At 69.8% G+C, this 18,771-nt stretch carries 12 protein-coding genes; 3 read left to right on the forward strand and 9 right to left on the reverse strand.

The features are described 5' to 3' along the window. Window positions 1-33: 33 nt before the first annotated feature. Entirely contained in the window at window positions 34-822 is a 789-nt protein-coding gene (locus tag ACGFX9_RS01300) for a helix-turn-helix domain-containing protein (protein ID WP_393463138.1), read from the forward strand. A gap of 76 nt (window positions 823-898) precedes the next feature. Here the strand turns inward: ACGFX9_RS01300 and pyk are convergent, their stop codons facing one another. Together pyk and ACGFX9_RS01310 are read right to left on the reverse strand one after the other, a co-directional pair. Further along, on the reverse strand, window positions 899-2,335 hold the full coding sequence (gene pyk, locus ACGFX9_RS01305; protein WP_393463139.1) for a pyruvate kinase: 1,437 nt from the start codon (window positions 2,333-2,335) through the stop codon (window positions 899-901). A 122-nt stretch (window positions 2,336-2,457) separates the two neighbouring features. Next, window positions 2,458-3,174 carry an SIMPL domain-containing protein gene (locus ACGFX9_RS01310; RefSeq protein WP_393463140.1) on the reverse strand — a complete coding sequence of 239 codons (717 nt, stop codon included), beginning with the start codon at window positions 3,172-3,174 and terminating at the stop codon, window positions 2,458-2,460. Between the two features lie 127 nt (window positions 3,175-3,301). On the opposite strand from ACGFX9_RS01310, the gene ACGFX9_RS01315 reads away from it, so the two are divergent. Then, a complete protein-coding gene (locus tag ACGFX9_RS01315; RefSeq protein WP_393463141.1) occupies window positions 3,302-5,110 on the forward strand; it encodes a bifunctional metallophosphatase/5'-nucleotidase in 1,809 nt (602 codons plus the stop codon). 114 nt (window positions 5,111-5,224) lie between these two features. Here ACGFX9_RS01315 and ACGFX9_RS01320 read toward each other — a convergent pair whose 3' ends face one another. The 5 genes from ACGFX9_RS01320 to ACGFX9_RS01340 all read right to left on the reverse strand — a co-directional run bounded on the left by ACGFX9_RS01320 (window position 5,225) and on the right by ACGFX9_RS01340 (window position 12,198). Further along, a complete protein-coding gene (locus ACGFX9_RS01320; protein ID WP_393463142.1) occupies window positions 5,225-6,658 on the reverse strand; it encodes a lysine N(6)-hydroxylase/L-ornithine N(5)-oxygenase family protein in 1,434 nt (477 codons plus the stop codon). Beyond that, entirely contained in the window at window positions 6,655-8,052 is a 1,398-nt protein-coding gene (locus ACGFX9_RS01325) for a pyridoxal phosphate-dependent decarboxylase family protein (protein WP_393463143.1), read from the reverse strand. The genes ACGFX9_RS01320 and ACGFX9_RS01325 overlap by 4 nt, the downstream gene beginning before the upstream one ends. Window positions 8,053-8,344: 292 nt before the next feature. Further along, window positions 8,345-10,858, reverse strand: coding sequence for an aminopeptidase N (gene pepN, locus ACGFX9_RS01330; protein ID WP_393463144.1), 2,514 nt, complete (start codon window positions 10,856-10,858; stop codon window positions 8,345-8,347). A gap of 84 nt (window positions 10,859-10,942) precedes the next feature. Then, entirely contained in the window at window positions 10,943-11,278 is a 336-nt protein-coding gene (locus ACGFX9_RS01335; RefSeq protein WP_393463145.1) for a chorismate mutase, read from the reverse strand. An 11-nt stretch (window positions 11,279-11,289) separates the two neighbouring features. After that, complete coding sequence (locus ACGFX9_RS01340) at window positions 11,290-12,198, reverse strand: helix-turn-helix domain-containing protein (RefSeq protein WP_393463146.1); 909 nt, start codon at window positions 12,196-12,198, stop codon at window positions 11,290-11,292. 129 nt (window positions 12,199-12,327) lie between these two features. On the opposite strand from ACGFX9_RS01340, the gene ACGFX9_RS01345 reads away from it, so the two are divergent. Beyond that, complete coding sequence (locus ACGFX9_RS01345; RefSeq protein WP_393465507.1) at window positions 12,328-14,124, forward strand: beta-galactosidase family protein; 1,797 nt, start codon at window positions 12,328-12,330, stop codon at window positions 14,122-14,124. Between the two features lie 7 nt (window positions 14,125-14,131). Here ACGFX9_RS01345 and ACGFX9_RS01350 read toward each other — a convergent pair whose 3' ends face one another. After that, window positions 14,132-17,230: an endo-alpha-N-acetylgalactosaminidase family protein gene (locus tag ACGFX9_RS01350; protein WP_393463147.1), complete on the reverse strand. Its 3,099-nt coding sequence runs from the start codon at window positions 17,228-17,230 to the stop codon at window positions 14,132-14,134. 465 nt (window positions 17,231-17,695) lie between these two features. Then, window positions 17,696-18,493 carry a S1 family peptidase gene (locus ACGFX9_RS01355; protein ID WP_393463148.1) on the reverse strand — a complete coding sequence of 266 codons (798 nt, stop codon included), beginning with the start codon at window positions 18,491-18,493 and terminating at the stop codon, window positions 17,696-17,698. Window positions 18,494-18,771: the final 278 nt, after the last annotated feature.

The following is an 18,771-nucleotide window of genomic DNA, read 5'->3' on the forward strand; positions in this document are numbered from 1 at the left end:
GCGGAGCCACGGTCAGTCACGCAAAGTGGCCACATGATCTTCCATGGCACAGCGATACGGCAGAGGGCTCTCACTCTGCTCCGAGGCGGCACGAAGAACGCCGACGTGGCGCGCCTGCTGAACGTCCCGCACGGCACCGTGGGCTACTGGCTGCACATGGACCGCGCCAAGCGGGGCGAGTGTCCCGGCAGACCCGACCCCGAGTGTCCGCGGTGCGACGGCCGCCGGCTAGACGAGGCCGCCTACTCGTACTTGCTGGGGCTCTACCTCGGGGACGGGCACATCATCCAGTACTCGGGGCACCGCGTTCCCAGCCTCATGATCACCTGCGCCGAGTCATGGCCGGGCCTCATGGACGCCTGCGAGCAAGCCATGCGCGACGTCTTCCCCGAGAATTCCGTCTGCCGGGTCCGCAGGACCGGTTGCCGCAACATCAAGCTCTATTCGAACCACCTGTGGTGCATGTTCCCGCAGCACGGAACAGGCAAGAAGCACCAGCGCCGGATCGTCCTGGAGCCCTGGCAACAGGAGATTGTCGATGCCCAGCCGTGGGGCTTCATCCGCGGTCTCATTCACTCCGACGGATGCCGGAACATCAACTGGACGACCCGTCTGGTCGGCGGTGAGCGCAAGCGCTACGAGTATCCCCGGTACTGGTTCACCAACGTCTCGGACGACATCCGGAAGCTCTACACGGACACGCTCGACAAACTTGGCGTCGAATGGAAGCACTGCACCCGCCACGGCAGTCCGTACAACATCTCCGTAGCCCGCAAAGCCTCAGTAGCCCTCATGGACACCCACGTAGGCCCCAAGTACTGAGCCCTGCACTCCCCTCACACACAGTCGAGGGACCGCTCCCCCCGGAAGCGGTCCCTCAACACCCGTCTGCGATCGGCTACTTGGGGCTGTCGTCCTCGCCGATGTGGTGGATGCGTACCAGGTTGGTGGAGCCCGCGACTCCGGGTGGGGAGCCCGCGGTGATGACCACCACGTCGCCCCTCTCGCAGCGGCCGATCTTCAGGAGCAGTTCGTCGACCTGGTCGACCATGGCGTCGGTGGAGTCGACGTGCGGGCCCAGGAAGGTTTCCACGCCCCAGGTGAGGTTCAGCTGGGAGCGCGTGGCGCGGTCCGGGGTGAAGGCGAGGAGGGGGATCGGCGAGCGGTAGCGCGAGAGGCGGCGGACCGTGTCGCCGGACTGGGTGAAGGCGACGAGGAACTTGGCGCCGAGGAAGTCGCCCATCTCGGCGGCGGCGCGGGCCACGGCGCCGCCCTGGGTGCGGGGCTTGCTGCGCTCGGTCAGGGGCGGCAGGCCCTTGGCGAGGATGTCCTCCTCGGCGGCTTCGACGATGCGGCCCATGGTGCGGACGGTCTCGATGGGGTATTTGCCGACGCTGGTCTCGCCGGAGAGCATCACGGCGTCGGTGCCGTCGATGACGGCGTTGGCGACGTCGGATGCTTCGGCGCGCGTGGGGCGGGAGTTGTCGATCATCGAGTCGAGCATCTGGGTGGCGACGATGACCGGCTTCGCGTTCCGCTTGGCGAGTTTGATGGCGCGCTTCTGGACGATCGGCACCTGTTCGAGGGGCATCTCGACGCCGAGGTCGCCGCGGGCGACCATGATCGCGTCGAAGGCGGCGACGATGTCGTCGATGTTCTCGACGGCCTGTGGCTTCTCGACCTTGGCGATGACGGGGAGGCGGCGGCCTTCCTCGTCCATGATGCGGTGGACGTCTTCGATGTCGCGGCCGCTGCGTACGAAGGACAGGGCGATGACGTCGAATCCTGAACGCAGGGCCCAGCGGAGGTCCGCCTCGTCCTTGTCGGAGAGGGCGGGGACGGAGACGGCGACGCCGGGGAGGTTGAGGCCCTTGTTGTCGGAGACCATGCCGCCTTCGACGACGGTGGTGGTGACGCGGGGTCCGTCGACTCCGGTGACCTCCAGTGTCACTTTGCCGTCGTCGACGAGGATGCGCTCGCCGGGGGTGACGTCTTGGGCGAGGCCGGCGTAGGTGGTGCCGCAGGTCTGCCGGTCGCCTTGGAAGCCTTCCTCGACGGTGATGGTGAACTCGTCGCCGCGTTCAAGGAGTACAGGGCCTTCGCTGAAGCGGCCGAGGCGGATCTTCGGGCCTTGAAGGTCGGCGAGGATGCCGACGCTGCGGCCGGTCTCGTCGGCGGCCTTGCGTACACGCTGGTAGCGCTCCTCGTGCTCGGCGTAGGTGCCGTGGCTCAGGTTGAATCGGGCCACGTCCATTCCGGCTTCGACCAGTGCCTTGATCTGGTCGTACGAGTGGGTGGCTGGGCCCAGGGTGCAGACGATTTTTGCTCGGCGCATGTTTCGAGCCTAGGCCCTACCGACCGGTAGGGAATTGGCTGAGCATGACTACTCAACAACCTTTGCGTGAAGGGCTATTGACAAGAATTGAATGTGTGCGGGGCGCTGCTCCGATGAGCGGTTTACAGCTGGGGCGGTGCCATCGTGAAGCGTGCGTTGACCTGTGCGTACACGTGTTGCCGTTCGGGTTCGAGGTCGAGGGGCGCGGCCTGCTCGGTCATGTCGCCCGCGCCGCCGTAGGCGACGGTGCGCATGGAGGGGGCCGATGGGCCTCCGTAGCCGTAGGGCTGGGCGTTCTCGGCGCCGATGTCGGCGAGTTCGACGAGGGCGGCGAGGGTGGTCCCCAGTGCCTGGGCGTACTCCCGGCCCCGCTGTACCGCTTCCCGTACGGCCTGCTGGCGGGCCTGGCGGTGGGTGGGTGAGTCGGGTCGCAGGGCCCAGTAGGGGCCGTCGACGCGAGTGAGTTCGAGGTCGGCGAGGCGTGTGGTGAGTTCGCCGAGTGCGGTGAAGTCGGCGAGTTCGGCGGTGACGTGGACGCGGCCGTGGTAGGCGCGGACGCGTTCGGCGCGGCCGTGCTTGGTGAGTTCGGGGCTGATGGAGAAGGAGCCGGTCTCCAGCTTCTCGACGGCTTCGCCGTAGGTCTTGACGAGGTCGATGACGGTGGCGTTGCGGCGTGTGAGGTCGTTGAGGGCGTCACGTCGGTCGGTGCCGCGCGCGTTGACGGTGATGCCGATGCGGGCGATCTCGGGGTCGACTTCGAGGTGCGCCTCGCCCTTGACGGCCAGGCGGGGGAAGTCGGGGGTGCCGTAGGGGGCCGGGGCAGGGGTGGTCTCGTTCATGCGGCCACTCTCGCACCGGGGGGCGGCACCGGACAGTCATCGGATCGAAACCTGCGGGGTCTGTTGCGGGTGGGGTGACGGGGGTCAGAATCTACGCGCGTTACATCGGTCGACCAAGGAGTACGAAATGCCGCTGAACCGCCGGAAGTTCCTGGGCAAGTCCGCCGCCACGGGTGTGGGTGTGGCGCTGGTGGGCGGGGTGGCCGCCGCGCCGTCCGCGAGCGCGCGGGCAGCCGGGAGGCCCGCCAAGCGGAAGAAGCGGTACTCGTTCACCGTGATGGGCACCACGGATCTGCACGGCAATGTCTTCAACTGGGACTACTTCACGGACAAGGAGTTCGACGACAAGGACCACAACGACGTGGGCCTGGCGAAGATCTCGACGCTCGTGAACGAGATCCGCGAGGAGAGAGGGCGCCGCAACACGCTTCTCATCGACGCGGGCGACACCATTCAGGGCACGCAGCTTTCGTACTACTACGCCAAGATCGATCCGATCACGGCCGAGCACGGCCCGGTGCACCCGATGGCGCAGGCGATGAACAGCATCGGCTATGACGCGGCGGCGCTCGGAAACCACGAGTTCAATTACGGCATTCCGGTGCTGCGGAAATTCGAGGAGCAGTGCGACTTCCCGCTGCTCGGTGCCAACGCGCTCGACGCGAAGACGCAGAGGCCCGCTTTCCCGCCGTACTTCATGAAGCGTCTGCGCACCCCGCACGGCCACGACGTGAAGGTGGCGGTCCTCGGCCTGACGAATCCCGGTATCGCGATCTGGGACAAGGCGAACGTGCAGGGCAAGATGACGTTCCCGGGTCTGGAGGAGCAGGCGGCGAAGTGGGTGCCGAAGCTGCGCTCGATGGGTGCGGACGTGGTGATCGTCTCGGCGCACTCCGGTTCCAGCGGCACATCCTCGTACGGTGATCAGCTCCCGTACATCGAGAACGCGGCCGGTCTGGTGGCCGAGCAGGTGCCCGGCATCGACGCGATCCTGGTGGGGCACGCGCACACGGAGATCCCCGAGTACTTCGTTCAGAACAAGGAGACCGGCAAGAAGGTCGTCCTGTCCGAGCCGCTGAAGTGGGGCCAGCGCCTGACTCTGTTCGACTTCGACCTGGTGTGGTCGAAGGGCCGCTGGACGGTGGAGAAGGTCGGCGCGAAGGTTCTGAACTCCAACACGGCGGCGGAGGACAAGAAGGTCACCGGGCTTCTCGCCGACGAGCACAAGAAGGTCGTCGCGTACGTCAACCAGGTCATCGGCACGTCGACGCAGGCGATGAGCACGGCCGAAGGCCCGTACAAGGATGTCGCGATCATCGACCTGATCAGCCATGTCCAGGCGGAGACGGTGAGGGAGGCGCTGAAGGGCGGCCAGTACGCGGCGCTGCCCGTCATCTCCCAGGCGTCGTGCTTCTCGCGTACAGCGGGGATCCCGGCGGGTGAGGTGACGATCAAGGACGCGGCGGGGCTCTACCCGTTCGAGAACACTCTTGAGGCGCGGCTCATCACGGGCGCGCAGCTCAGGGACTACCTGGAGTTCTCGGCGCGCTACTACGTCCAGACGGCGGCCGGCGCGCCGGTGGACCCGGCGAAGCTGACCAACGCGAACAGCACTCCGGACTACAACTACGACGCGCTGTACGGCGTGACGTACGAGATCGACATCGCCAAGCCGGCGGGTTCGCGCATCGCGAAGCTGAGCTTCGACGGCAAGGAGCTCGACCCGAAGGCGGAGTTCGTGCTCGCGGTCAACAACTACCGGGCGAGCGGCGGCGGCAACTTCCCGCATGTGCCGGGCGCCAAGCAGTTGTGGGCGAACTCGGACGAGATCCGGAACACGATCATCCAGTGGGTGCGGGCGAAGGGGACGGTGGATCCCGCCCAGTTCGCCTCGGTGGACTGGAAGCTGACGCGGGACGGCACGCCGGTCTTCTAGGCCGTCAGGGGGCGTGAGGTCGACGGCGTCGCTGACGACCTCCTCGCCGACCGGGATGGTGATGGATGACGCACTCAGGAGTATCAGGGCGCGGCGCAGCAGTTGGCGGGTCCGTCAGTTCTTGAGGCGTACGAGGTTGCCGCGCTGCTCGCCGATCAGGCCGGTCGCGGTGTGCTGCTTGGGTTCCTGGAGGCCGAAGCTGGTGAACGCGGTGCGCCGCGGCAGCGGGTAAGGGGACGTTCCCGTAAGGGTGTTGAGGATGGTGGCGCTGCGCCAGGCGGCGAGGCCCAGGTCTGGGGCGCCGACGCCGTGGGTGTGGCGCTCGGCGTTCTGTACGTAGATGTCGCCGGTGACGGAGGGGTCGAGGACCAGGCGGTACTGCTCGTCGATGCGGGGGCGCTCGGCGGAGTCCCGGCGGATGTACGGGTCGAGGCCGGCGAGGAGCTGGTCGAGGGGGCGTTCGCGGTAGCCGGTGGCGAGGACGACGGCGTCGGTGGTGAGGCGGGAGCGGGTGCCTTGCTGGAGGTGTTCGAGGTGGAGTTCCACGCGGGTGTTGGCGACGCGGCCCGCGGTGCGCACGGAGACGCCGGGGGTGAGGACGGCGTCGGGCCAGCCACCGTGGAGTGTGCGCTGGTAGAGCTCTTCGTGGATGGCGGCGATGGTGTCGGCGTCGATGCCCTTGTGGAGCTGCCACTGGTGGGGGACGAGGCCGTCGCGCACGGACTGGGGCAGGGAGTGGAAGTAGCGGGTGTAGTCCGGGGTGAAGTGTTCGAGGCCGAGCTTGGAGTACTCCATGGGGGCGAAGGCCTCGGTGCGGGCGAGCCAGTGGATCTTCTCGGCGCCCGGGGGGCGGTGTCTGAGCAGGTCGAGGAAGACTTCGGCGCCGGACTGGCCGGAGCCGATGACGGTGATGTGGTCGGCGGCGAGCAGGCGGTCGCGGTGCAGGAGGTAGTCCGCGGAGTGGATCACGGGGACGGCGGGGGCGTCCGCGAGGGGCTTGAGGGGTTCGGGGATGAAGGGGGCGGTGCCGACGCCGACGGCGACGTTCTTCGTGTATGTCCGGCCGAGCGCCTCGGCTTCTCCGTCTGCGTCGAGCTGCGTGAAGTCGACTTCGAAGAGGTCACGTTCGGGGTTCCAGCGCACCGCGTCGACCTGGTGCCCGAAGTGCAGGGCGGGGAGGTTCTCGCTGACCCAGCGGCAGTAGGCGTCGTACTCGGCGCGCTGGATGTGGAACCGCTCGGCGAAGTAGAAGGGGAAGAGCCGCTCGCGGGTCTTGAGGTAGCTGAGGAAGGACCAGGGGTTCGCGGGGTCGGCGAGGGTCACCAGGTCGGCGAGGAAGGGCACTTGGAGGCTCGCGCCGTCGATGAGGAGCCCTGGGTGCCAGTGGAAGCCGGGGCGCTGTTCGTAGAAGGCAGCGTCGAGTCCGGTGAGGGGGTGGGCGAGGGCGGCGAGGGAGAGGTTGAAGGGGCCGATGCCGATGCCTACCAGGTCCCGGGGTTCCTCGGGTGTGGTGAGCGGCGGGGCGGGGTTGGCGTTCTGGCCGGTCATCGGGGGGTGGTTCCTTCCACGAGCTTCAGGATCCCGGCGAGGTCGCCGGACCTGGTGTGCGGGTTGAGCAGGGTGGCCTTGAGCCAGCGGCGTCCGTCGATCACGGCCCGGCCGAGTACGGCGCGGCCTTGGTTGAGCAGTTCGCGTCGTACGTACGCGATGTGGTCGTCGTCGGCGCCGACGGGCCGGAAGAGGACCGTGCTGAGGGCGGGCCGGTCGTAGAGTTCGAAGCCGGGGTGGGCGTCGATGAGCGCGGCGAACTCCAGAGCCTGGTCGCAGACTTGGTCGACGAGCGCGCCGATGCCTTCGCGTCCTAGGGCTTTGAGGGTGACGGCGATCTTGAGGACGTCGGGTCGGCGTGTGGTGCGCAGGGAGCGGCCGAGGAGGTCGGGGAGCCCGGCTTCGGTGTCGTCGTCCGCGTTGAGGTAGTCGGCGTGGTGGCCGAGCGCGGCGATGTCGTGCGGGTCGCGGACCAGGAGGAGCCCGGCGGCGACGGGCTGCCAGCCGAGTTTGTGCAGGTCGAAGGTGACGCTGTCGGCGCGCTCCATGCCGTGCAGGAGCTCTCTTCGTACGCCGCTGAAGAGGAGGGGGCCGCCGTACGCGGCGTCGATGTGCAGGCGGGCGCCGTGCTCGGCGCAGAGGTCGGCGATCTGGCCGAGGGGGTCGATGAGTCCGGCGTCGGTGGTGCCGGCGGTGGCGGCGACGAGGAACGTGCCTGGTGGGCCGGTGAGTTGGGTGAGCGCTTCGTCGAGTGCGGCGGGGTCGAGGACTCCGGCGGGCGCGGGCACGGTGACCGGGTCGGGCATGCCGAGGAGCCAGGCGGCGCGGCCGAGCGAGTGGTGGGCGTTCTCGCCGGTGAGGAGCTGGACGGGGCCGTGGGCGGCGGTGCGTTCGCGGGCGAGGAGGAGGGCGAGCTGGTTGGACTCGGTGCCGCCGGTGGTGACGAGGGCGTCTGCGCCGCCTTGGCCGGTGCCGTAGAGCTCTGCCGCGAGGGCGCGCGTGACCAGGGCTTCGATCTCCGAGGCGGCGGGGGCCTGGTCCCAGGAGTCCATGGAGGGGTTGAGGGCGCAGGCGGCCAGGTCGGCGGCGACGGCGAGCGCGAGAGGCGGGCAGTGCAGGTGGGCCGCGCACAGGGCGTCGGCGGGGTCGGCGGCGCCTTCGGCGAGCGCGTGCACCAGGGTGCGCAGGGCCGCTTCGGCGCCTTCGCCGCGTTCGGGCAGGACCTCTCCGGTGGCCTCGCGCACGCGGGCGGCGACGGCGGTGGGGCCGCCTGCCGGGAGCGGACCGCCGCGGGCGGCGGCGCCGGTGCGCAGGGCTTCCAGGGTGGCGGTGAGCAGCGGCCGCAGCGCTTGGGATCCTTGGGCGCCTCCGGCGAGGGGCGGCGGAGTGCTCATGAGGGACGTCCTTCGGGTGCGCGTGAGCGGGGGCACCAGCCTGTCTGCCGATCAGGCGGCACGCCCGGGGAGCTCAACGATCCGAACCCGAAAGTGGTACTGCCCTGCGGTGGGGGCGTGTTGGCGGGGCAGGGGTGTGCTAGGCGCTCCGCGGGGTGGGCGGCTTCCTGTCTCCGCGGGTTCGGCGTGGCTTGTCGCGCCGTTCCCCGCGCCCGGCCGCACGGCCCCGCGGGTTCGTCGGGCGGGACCAGGTCCGCGGTAGGGCCGCGGACCTGGTCCTCGCGCCGTCGGGCTAGGACCCTGTCGCCTCCCGGACGCTCAACGCCCTTGCCAGGTCGTCCAGTTGGTCGGCCAGCTTGCGGCGAAGGGCCGGGATGGGGGCGGCGTCGCGCAGGCACTGCTCGCCCAGGCGGAGGGTCTCGGCGTCGACCATGGGGGCGGGGAAGGCCCAGCGGCCCGCGACGTCGGCGATGGCGGGGCCGCGCCTGGCCGCGACGGCGACCGCGTCCTCGAAGTAGCGCGGGATGTACTCCCGGACGAGGTCGGCCTGTTCGGGCTGCCAGAAGCCCTGGGCGGTGGCCGTCAGGAGGTAGTTGGAGAGGTCGTCGGCGGCGAACATCTCCTCCCATGCGCGGCGCTTGGCCTGGGGGTCGGGCAGCGCGGCACGGCAGCGGGCCGCGCCTTCCTGGCCGGTGGCGCTGGGGTCGCGCTCCAGCTCGGCGGTGATCGCGTCCTCGTCGGCGGCGCCGAGGACGGCGAGGCGGGTCAGGGCGCGCCAGCGCAGCTCGGGGTCGAGTTCGGGGCCGCCGGGGACGGTGCCCTCGGTGAGCCATGCCTGGAGGGGTTCGGGCCGCGTCGCCACGTCGATGAAGCCGCGTACGGCGGTGAGCCGCAGCCCCGGGTGGGAGCCGTCCTCGGTGCGCCGGATCAGGTCGCGGCACAGCTCGGTGAGGGTGGCGAGGGCGGCGGTCCGCCCGGCGGCGGGGAGGTAGCGGCCCGCTACGTAGGTGGTGGCGAAGGCGAGGACGCCCTGGACGAGGGCGAGATCCGTCTCGGCGGGGAGGTGCGCGCGGGCGGTGTCCACATAGGTGGCGCCCGGGAGTTCACCGTCCCGGACCTGGTCGCGCAGGCCGTTCCAGAGGACGGCGCGGGTGAGGGCGTCCGGGACGCTGGAGAGGCTGCGCAGGGCCGTCTCCTGGGAGACCTCGTCGAGGCGGATCTTGGCGTACGTGAGGTCCTGGTCGTTCGGGACGATCAGGGCGGGGCGCCCGCCGTCGCGCGGCGCCACGGGGGCGGAGCGGGGCACGTCCGTCTCGTACCGCTCGCGCAGGACGAGGCTCTGGGCGTCGCCGAGGTCGCGGTCGTAGACCCCGACGGAGATGCGGTGGGGGCGGCTGCCTGCGCGGTCGACGGCGAGGCTCCACTCCCGGGCGGTGTGCGTGACCGTGGAGGTGAGTGTGTCGACGCCGGTCGTGCGCAGCCAGTCGGCGGCCCATCCGTGCACGTCGCGGTCGGTGGCGTGGGCGAGGGACTCGATGAAGTCGGCGAGGGTGGCGTTGGAGAACCGGTGCCGGGCGATGTGGGTGTTGATGCCGGCGAGGAAGTCCTTCTCGCCGAGCCAGGCGACGAGTTGGCGCAGGGCGGAGGCGCCCTTGGCGTACGAGATGCCGTCGAAGTTGAGCATCGCGGACGCGGTGTCGGGCACCGCGTCGGGGTCGGGCGCGACGGGATGGGTGGAGGGGCGCTGGTCGGCGTCGTACCCCCAGGCCTTGCGGGCGACGCCGAAGTCGGTCCAGGTGTCGGTGAAGCGGGTGGCCTCGGCGGTGGTCTGGAAGCCCATGTACTCGGCGAAGGACTCGTTCAGCCAGATGTCGTCCCACCACTTGAGGGTGACGAGGTCGCCGAACCACATGTGGGCCATCTCGTGGGCGATGACCATGGCGCGGGTCTGGCGCTCGGTCTCGGTGACGGCGGAGCGGTAGATGAACTCGTCGCGGAAGGTGACGAGTCCGGGGTTCTCCATGGCGCCCGCGTTGAACTCCGGGACGAACGCCTGGTCGTAGGAGTCGAAGGGGTAGGGCTCCTCGAACTTCTCGTGGTACCGGTCGTAGCACGCGCGCGTGACGTCGAAGATCTCGTCGGCGTCGGCGTCCATGAAGGGCGCGAGGGAGCGGCGGCAGTGGATGCCGAAGGGCAGTCCGCGGTGTTCGGTGCGGACCGAGTGCCAGGGTCCCGCGGCGACGGCGACGAGGTAGGTGGAGATCAGCGGGGTGGCCGCGGCCCGCCAGGTGCCGCCGCCGATGTCCTCGGTGACGCCGTTCGCGAGGACGGTCCAGTCTTCGGGGGCGGTGACGGTGAGCTCGAAGACGGCCTTCAGGTCGGGCTGGTCGAAGGCGGCGAAGACGCGCTGCACGTCTTCCATGAACAGCTGCGTGTACGTGTACGTCTCGCCGTCCGTGGGGTCGGTGAAGCGGTGCATGCCCTCGCCGGTGTGCGAGTAGCGCATGGCCGCGTCGACGCGCAGTTCGTGCTCGCCCGCGGTGAGTCCGGTGAGCGGGAGCCGGTTGTCGGCGAGGCCCTCCGGGTCCAGTGGCCGCCCGTCCAGGGTGACGGAGCGCAGCTCGGCGGGCTTGAGCTCGACGAAGGTGTCCACCGCGGCGGCGGGCTCGCCTAGCACCGTGAACCGGATGACGGTGCGGGAGTCGAAGGTCTCGGCTCCGCACGTCAGATCGAGCTCGACCGTGTACCGCTGGACGTCGATGAGCTGGGCTCGGGTCTGCGCTTCGTCGCGCGTCAGTACGGGCATGGGTCCATGCTGCCTGATGCCACTGACAACGGTGCGGGCGCCCGGAGATCGGGGCTCAGCCGTGAGCGATGGAGCGGGCCCGCGTCAGGCCGACTTGGCGATCGTCTCGTGGTGGCGGATGACCTCCGCGATGATGAAGTTCAGCAGTTTCTCGGCGAACGCCGGGTCCAGCTTCGCGCTCTCCGCGAGTTCGCGCAGGCGCTCGATCTGGCGGGCCTCGCGGGCCGGGTCGGCGGGCGGGAGGTGGTGGTCGGCCTTGAGGTGGCCGACCTGCTGGGTGCATTTGAAGCGTTCGGCGAGCATGTGGACGACGGCGGCGTCGATGTTGTCGATGCTGGCGCGCAGGCGGGACAGCTCGGCGCGCACGGCCTCGTCCGTGGCCCCGGCGCCGTTCGCGTCACTTGTGTGGCTGGTGGTCATGGGTCACGAGCCTACGTTGCCGGTCCGCCGCCGCCGACGGCGGAAGAGCGCACCATCGGCGGGTCGTCCGGATCGGGTATCTGTTGCGACCAGCCGCCGGGGACCGTGCGTCCTTGCTGGTCGCGGAAGCGGACGGGCGCCATTCCCACGCGGCGTGTGAAGAGCCGCGAGAAGTAGGCCGGGTCGTCGTAGCCGACGCGGCGTGCGACCGCCGCGACCGGGAGTTCCGTGGCGGCGAGCAGCTCCTTGGCGCGTCCGAGCCGGATGCCGAGGAGGTAGTCCTTGGGGCTGCAGCCCGCGCCGCGGCGCACCGCCGTGCGCAGTTCGGCGGGGGTCATGCCGTGCCGTGCCGCGTGTTCGGCGACGGAAAGTGGCTGGAAGGCGTCGCGGGCCAGGGCTTGCAGCACGGGGTCGCCGTCGGGGGCGATGTCGGCGCGGGCCCGGCGCAGCGCGACGAGCAGTTCGTGGACCGCGGCGCCTGTCTCCACCTCCAGGAGGGGGTTGCCGCGGCGTGCCGCGCGCGCGATGCGCCCCACGGCGGCCCGGGCGCCGGTCGCGTCGGAGAGCGGCACGACGTGCCGGGTGGGTTCGATGTAGCCGAGTTCGGTGTACGTCGATGTGGCGGGCCCGGTGAAGTCGACGAAGCACTCGTCCCAGCCGGTCTCCGGGTCGGGCCCGTAGTGGTGGCGCACTCCGGGAGTGAGCCAGATCAGCGCGGGCGCCGTCACCGTCGTACGCCTGCCGTCAGGCCCCTGGAACCAGCCGCCGCCCGCGCTCACGACGACGGCGACGTGGTGGTCGAGGGTGCGCGGGCCCACAGTCGGCAGGGTGCCGTGCTGCAGGCCGACGCCGAGGCAGGCAAGGCCGAGGCGGTGGTGGGCCGGGCTCGGCGTGAAATACCGCATCCACGTGTGGTACATCCGCTTCTGCCCCTTCCGTCCGGGCCGCGGCCCGCTCGCTGCGTCCAACCCGCCTCGATCTTTGTCCATGGACCCCGCCGCCCGCCAGAGGTGATCGTGGCGAAGCAGTACGTGAGCGAGAGGGACACGATGGACGGCTTCAGGGTGGGCGAGGACGACTTCGAACTGGACGGGCGGCCCGTACGGCTGCTCTCCGGGGCGCTGCACTACTTTCGGGTGCACGAGGCGCAGTGGGGGCACCGCCTGGCGATGCTGCGGGCGATGGGGCTCAACTGCGTGGAGACGTACGTCCCGTGGAACCTGCACGAGCCGCGTCCCGGGGAGTTCAGTGACGTGGGGGCGCTCGGCCGCTTCCTGGACGCCGCGAGGGACGCGGGCCTGTGGGCGATCGTCCGGCCGGGCCCGTACATCTGCGCCGAGTGGGAGAACGGCGGCCTTCCGCACTGGGTGACGGGCGCGGTAGGGGCACGCGCGCGTACCCGCGATCCGGAGTATCTCGGCTACGTAGGCAGCTGGTTCGGCCGCCTCCTGGGGGAGGTCGTCCCGCGTCAGCACGACCGGGGCGGCCCCGTGATCATGGTGCAGGTGGAGAACGAGTACGGCAGCTACGGCTCGGACCAGGTCTACCTCCGCCGCCTCACGGAGCTGCTGCGCACCGAGGGTGTGACCGTGCCGCTTTTCACCTCCGACGGCCCTGAGGACCACATGCTCACCGGCGGCTCCATCCCCGGTGTCCTGGCCACGGCCAACTTCGGCTCGCAGGCCCGCGCGGGCTTCGACACGCTGCGCGTGCACCGCCCCAAGGGGCCGCTGATGTGCATGGAGTTCTGGTGCGGCTGGTTCGACCACTGGGGCGCGGAGCACGTCGTACGGGACGCGGGCGACGCGGCGGAGGCGTTGCGCGAGATCCTGGAGTGCGGAGCTTCGGTCAACCTCTACATGGCGCACGGCGGCACGAACTTCGCCGGATGGGCGGGGGCGAACCGGGGCGGCGGCGCCCTGCACGACGGGGTCCTGGAGCCGGACGTCACCTCGTACGACTATGACGCGCCCATCGACGAGTACGGGCGCCCCACGGAGAAGTTCTGGCGCTTCCGCGAGGTGCTCGCGCGGTACGCGGAGGGGCCGCTACCGGATCTGCCGACGTCGCCGCCTTCGCTCGGGGAGCACGCTTCGGTGGAACTGACGCGGTGGGCGCCGCTGTCGGCCGTCATGGAGTCGCTCGGCGGCCCCGTGGCGGAATACGCCGTACCGCCCACCTTCGAAGAGCTCGACGTGGACCGCGGCCTGGTCCGGTACACGCTGACCGTGCCGGGTCCGCGGCGGCCGTACCCCCTGAGTGTGCGGGGGCTGCGGGACCGGGCCGTGGTGTACGTGGACGGGGTGCGGGCGGGTGTCCTCACCGAGGAGGAGCCGACGCTTCCCGAGCCTGTCGCGGGCCACGCGCGCGTGGAGCTGTGGGTGGAGTCCCTGGGGCGGGTCAACTACGGGCCGCGGACCGGGGAGACCAAGGGGATCACGGGCGGGGTGCTGCATGAGCGGCAGTATCTGCACGGGGTGGAGGCGGCGGGGCTGCGGCTCGACTCGTTCTCCGAGGCGGAGAAGGTGCGGGGGGTGCTTGGCGAGGGCGGGTCCGGCGGCGGGTCCGTCGGTGGGCGTCCCGGGCTGTACGGGGGTCAGATGGAGGTGCACGGGCCGGGCGACGCGCTGATTGAACTGCCGGGTTGGGGGCGGGGGTTCGTGTGGGTGAACGGCTTCAATCTGGGGCGCTACTGGGGGGTGGGGCCGCAGTTCTCGCTGTACGTCCCTGGAGTGGTGCTGCGGGAGGGGAGCAATGAGGTGTGGGTGCTTGAGCTGGAGGGGGCGGGTGAGGGAGCGGCCGGGATGGGGGCTGTTTGCCTCTCCCCCATCCCGGCCCTCCCCTAGGCGGCCCCTAGACCTCGCGTACGTCGAAGGCGTCAAGGACGAATTCCGCGGTGCCGTCGTCCCCGCTCTTGCGCAGCCCGACCCATGCCTCGCCCTCGGTGGGGGCGGTGAACTCGTAGGAGATGAGGGTGGGTTCGACGGCTACCGGCAGCTCCTTGCGGTCGAGTTCGCGGGCCGCGGGTTCGTCGACGGCGGTGATCCAGGCGTACTGCCCCGCCTTCTCGTTCTCGTACCGGAAGGAGACGCGGTAGCGCTTGCCCGCCTCGAAGCGCGCGGTGTGCGGGACGGTGCGGTAGACGAGGCCGGTGTTCTCGCCGCGGGACTTGAGCGACTGCGAGCCGTCGACGACGTCGTCGATGGCCTTGCCGTTCCAGCCGCGCTGCGTGAAGGGGGCGTGGCGTTGCGCGATGTGCGTACGCGGGTCGGTGACGGCTCCCGAGTCGCCCTTGACGAAGGGCCCCCAGCCCTGCGGGACGTGCTCGAAGTTCTCGGAGACAATCCGGCCCTCTACGGGGGCGCCGTCACGCACGGAGGGGACGATGCGCACATTGTCGAAGCGCACGCGCGCGTGGCCCTCGCCGGCCCGGAGCGTCAGCTCGGCCGACCCACCGCCCGGGGGGACGGTGAAGCGCACGAACATGCGCTGGAAGCGGGTGCCGTGCTTGCGGTCGGCCGCCACGTAGTTGCCCGCCGTGGAGGTGCGCGTCCAGTTGGTGGCGGTGACACCGTCGGCCGTACGCACTTCGAGGGAGGCCCTGCGCTCCTCACCGGCCTTCTCCCCGACCTCGACCTGTACGGAGGCCACATACGCCCCGGCCTTCAGCCGCCGCAGTCGCTGACCGACGGAGGCCTTGCCACCCGCGGCGACGACGAGTTCGTGGTCCCCGAGCTCACTGAGCTCGACGGAGGCCGGCCCGGAGACCTTCCAGCCGTCCAGGGAGCCGGAGTTGAATCCAGGGTCGTACAGCGGGGTCGCCTGCCCCCAGCCGGGGTCGGGCAGCGCCGCCGTACGCCTGCGGTAGAGGACGTACGGCTGCTTGGCCTTGGCATCGAGGGTGACCTTGCCGCCGCGCACGGGAACGTCCGCGACGAAGACACGCCCTTGATCGGTGAGCCGGTACAACGCCACCTTGCCGAGCCCGGCCCACCCACGCGGCAGCCGCCAACTCCCCGAACCTCCCTCGGGGTTGTAGTGGTAGAGCTTGCCGGGGTCGGTGGCCTCGCGGGGCTCCCAGGGGAGCAGATAGCTGCCGCCGTCATAGACGACACGGCCGTCTGTGACGATGCGGCGGACACCTCCGGTGTCGGAGACCGCCGTACCGCCCTCCCCGAAGAAGGTGATCTCGTGCTCGCCCCAGGACTTGATGGGATGGGCCTGGAGATACTTTGCGGGCAGCGAATCGGTCCAGATCAGATCGTAGAAGTAATTCCAATCGGTCTTGCCGACCCACCCCTCGAAATTGCCCATGCGAGCAATGCCGAGAAGGGTCGGCCACTTGTCGGCGAAGACATCCTTCTGATGATTCCGGATGAAGCGGATCAGCCGGGAGTTGATGCCCCGTGACGTATCCGGCCCGTAGTCCGTCTCCGTCGCCCAGTGCGACCAGAGGGAGGAGCGCTCGAAGCCGTGCCCCCATTCGCTGGTGACGATCCAGCCCTGCTCCCGAAAGGCGCGCTGCAGCCGGTCGGATGTCCACCCCGACTCACGGAAGACGTCGATGTAGAGGGCGTTGAGCGCACCATCGGCCTCGCCCCGCAGATCGGCGAACCGCTTGATGATGTCGCCGGACACCAGGTCTCTTCGCTGGTCGATGCGGTAACTCTGATCGAGCCAGTCCCACTGCTCATTGGCCTTGTCGACGAGCTTTTCGGAGAAGGCGTTCGCGACGGGATAGGACTCGGTGGCATTCACATGCACACTGAAATCACTGTTCCACTTCTTGCCTTCTCTGACGAGGATATTGAGATCACTCAGCCCGCCCGCGCGCGTGTTGTAGTTGCCCGCGTAGTCGGGGTGCGCGGAGTCATGCCCCTCGGACTGATATCCCTTGAGCAAGGTGTACTGCCGCAGCCCGTCCGTGGCCAAGTGGATCCGCTTGACGTTGTCGAGGGTCGCGAGGAACGGATTGGTGGCCTGCGACGCGAAGTTGAAGGGAATGTGCGGGACGACCCGCAGATGCTGCTCGTCGGCGCCGAGCGGCTTCACCATGATGTCGCGGAAGGCGATGGCGGCGTCCTGCCAGTCGACCTTGCCGTCGCCGTTGCGGTCACCGGTGATGACGACCGTGGCATAGGGCAGCGGCTCGGTGTCGTCGACGCCTGCGGTGGCCGCACGGTGCGTCCACTGGCCGGGGGCCAACCGCGCCTCCACGTACCCGCTCTTCCTGACGGTCTCCCGCCAGAGCCGCCCGTTGTCCCAGGTGGTCCCGGCCTGGCTGGTGGGCTTGTCGTAGACGGTGTTGGTCTCGACGGCGCCAGCGAGCGTGTCGTGTGCGACGACGGCGTAGGCGCATCCGGTGGCCACCTCGGCGGCGGTGTCCGGTGTCAGCTTGACCTCGGTGTCGCCGCTCTTGGCCTTGTCGAGCTGAACCTTGGCGGCGAGGAGGGTGGCACCGGGCTGATCGCTGCGTACGGAGAGGAGGGCGAGGCCCGGAATGCGGAGTGTGCCCACGCGCAGGGCGTCGGTGTCGTCGATGGCTGTCACCCGCCACTGGACGTGGCGGCCCTTGAGGGAGATCTCGACGGCGATGGTGGTGCCACCGGCAAGGCTGAGGGTGTACGCGACGCGGTCGTCCCCGGCGGTGTGGGTCACGGCGGGGGTGTGTGTCTTGTCGTCCACCACAAGCGTGGCGACGGCTTCCGAGGCGGCGTGCAGGACGGCGCCGGTCACTCGGTCGGTGTACGAGACGATGCGAGGAAAGTCGGTGGCGACGCGCACGGCCAGGTCACCGGAGCGAAGAACGACCTCCTCCTCCCCATCCGCCTCCCCCGCCTTTGCCGAGGCGGTTCCGGCGCCGAGGCCGATGAAGGCGCCCGCTCCGGCCAGCGCTCCCGTGGCGACGACGGCTCTGCGGCTTGGGCCGGACGTGTCTGACGGCTGCTGCATGGCACCCCTCCGTGGGACGGATCTCGGTGCGGTCACCCTGCGCCGGGAGGGAGTTCTGCGCCCATGGACAAAGGGGTGACAGGTCTTGGACTAACCGCACCCGGCACGTGCCGGCACCGAACAGGCCCTTCCCGCCCACCCGCCCGTTCACCCCGCATCCAGCCCTGGACGAACAAGCTTTCCCGCCCACCCACCCGATTGCCCCGCAGCACAACCGATTGGCTGCAGTCGGCAGCGCTCGCGAGGGGACGTGTCGGTATTTCCGCCCGGAGCACGGTTCGCGGCACTCCGGGTGCCGCAGCACCCACGCAGCCACCGGACGATGGCGAGGACGGACATACCGGCGCGGCCCCGCCCCCACAGACGAACAGACACCGCACGACCGCGGGCCGAATCAGGAAGGACCGCACCGCACGACCGCGGGGCCGAACCAAGATCTGGTCCGGCCCCGCGCCCAGCGGAACCTCAGAGCTCCGACGCCGCCTTCTCTATGTCACCGGCGAACGTCGACACCTCGGTGTACACCCCGGGGAACTTCGGCTGCGCACAGCCGTTGCCCCAGCTCACGATGCCCACCTGGACGTACTCGCCCGCCTCGTCCTTGCGGAACATGGGCCCACCGGAGTCACCCTGGCAGGTGTCCGTGCCGCCCTCCGCCAGGTTCCCCGCGCAGAGCTCCTCGCCGGGCGTGAGGTCCGCCCCGTACGCGGCTTCGCAGTCCGCGTCGCTGACGAACGGGACCTTCGCCTTGAGGAGGTAGCGCTGCTGCTCGCCACCCTCCTTGTCGGCACCCCAGCCGGCGATGTCGAACTCGCCCTCGTTGTACTTGGTGTCCTTGGCGATCTTCAGCGTGGGCTGGTCGATCGGCTTCTCGAGCTTGATGAGCGCCCAGTCCTTGCCCTTGCCGTTGTAACCCGGCGCCTGCAGGACCTTCGTGGACTTCACCTTGATCGCGTCCGCGCTCTCCAGGTCCACGACACCACCGGTGGCGGTGATGCTCGTGTTGTCGCCCGAACCGTCCACACAGTGGGCGGCGGTCAGCACGATGTCCTTGGCGTACAGCGCGCCGCCACAGCCCATCGACAGACGGACCATGAACGGGAACTCACCCTGCTCGGCGGGGGTACCGCCGACCACGCGCTCACCCGGAGTGGGGCCGGGGTGCGGGGCCGCGGAGGCGGCGACGGGCTGGAGACTGACGGCGGCGAGGGCGATGGCACCGAGGGTTGCGGCTCTCTTGACTCCACGCAGCTTGGTGTTCAACGGGGTTCCCTTCGTGGGGGGTTCGTGGGGGGTTGTGGGGGTTGCACGCGACGGCGGACCCATCCCCTCCCCGCGACGAACGCGAGAATGGCATGAGCCCGCCAAAGCGTTGTTGCGGATTATGGAGATCGGTGTCCGCATAGAGCAAGGGGCGGTTTTCGGCCAGCGACCCCGTATGGCCTGGTTCCGTCAATCGGAGCGACCTTGGCGACCGCCTGAGCACCCGCCTGAGCACCCGCCTTACAGTGGAGGCGAGTTGAAACGTCTCCAGGGGGGTA

It is taken from the genome of Streptomyces sp. NPDC048436, assembly GCF_043200355.1.
Taxonomy (GTDB): Bacteria; Actinomycetota; Actinomycetes; order Streptomycetales; family Streptomycetaceae; genus Streptomyces.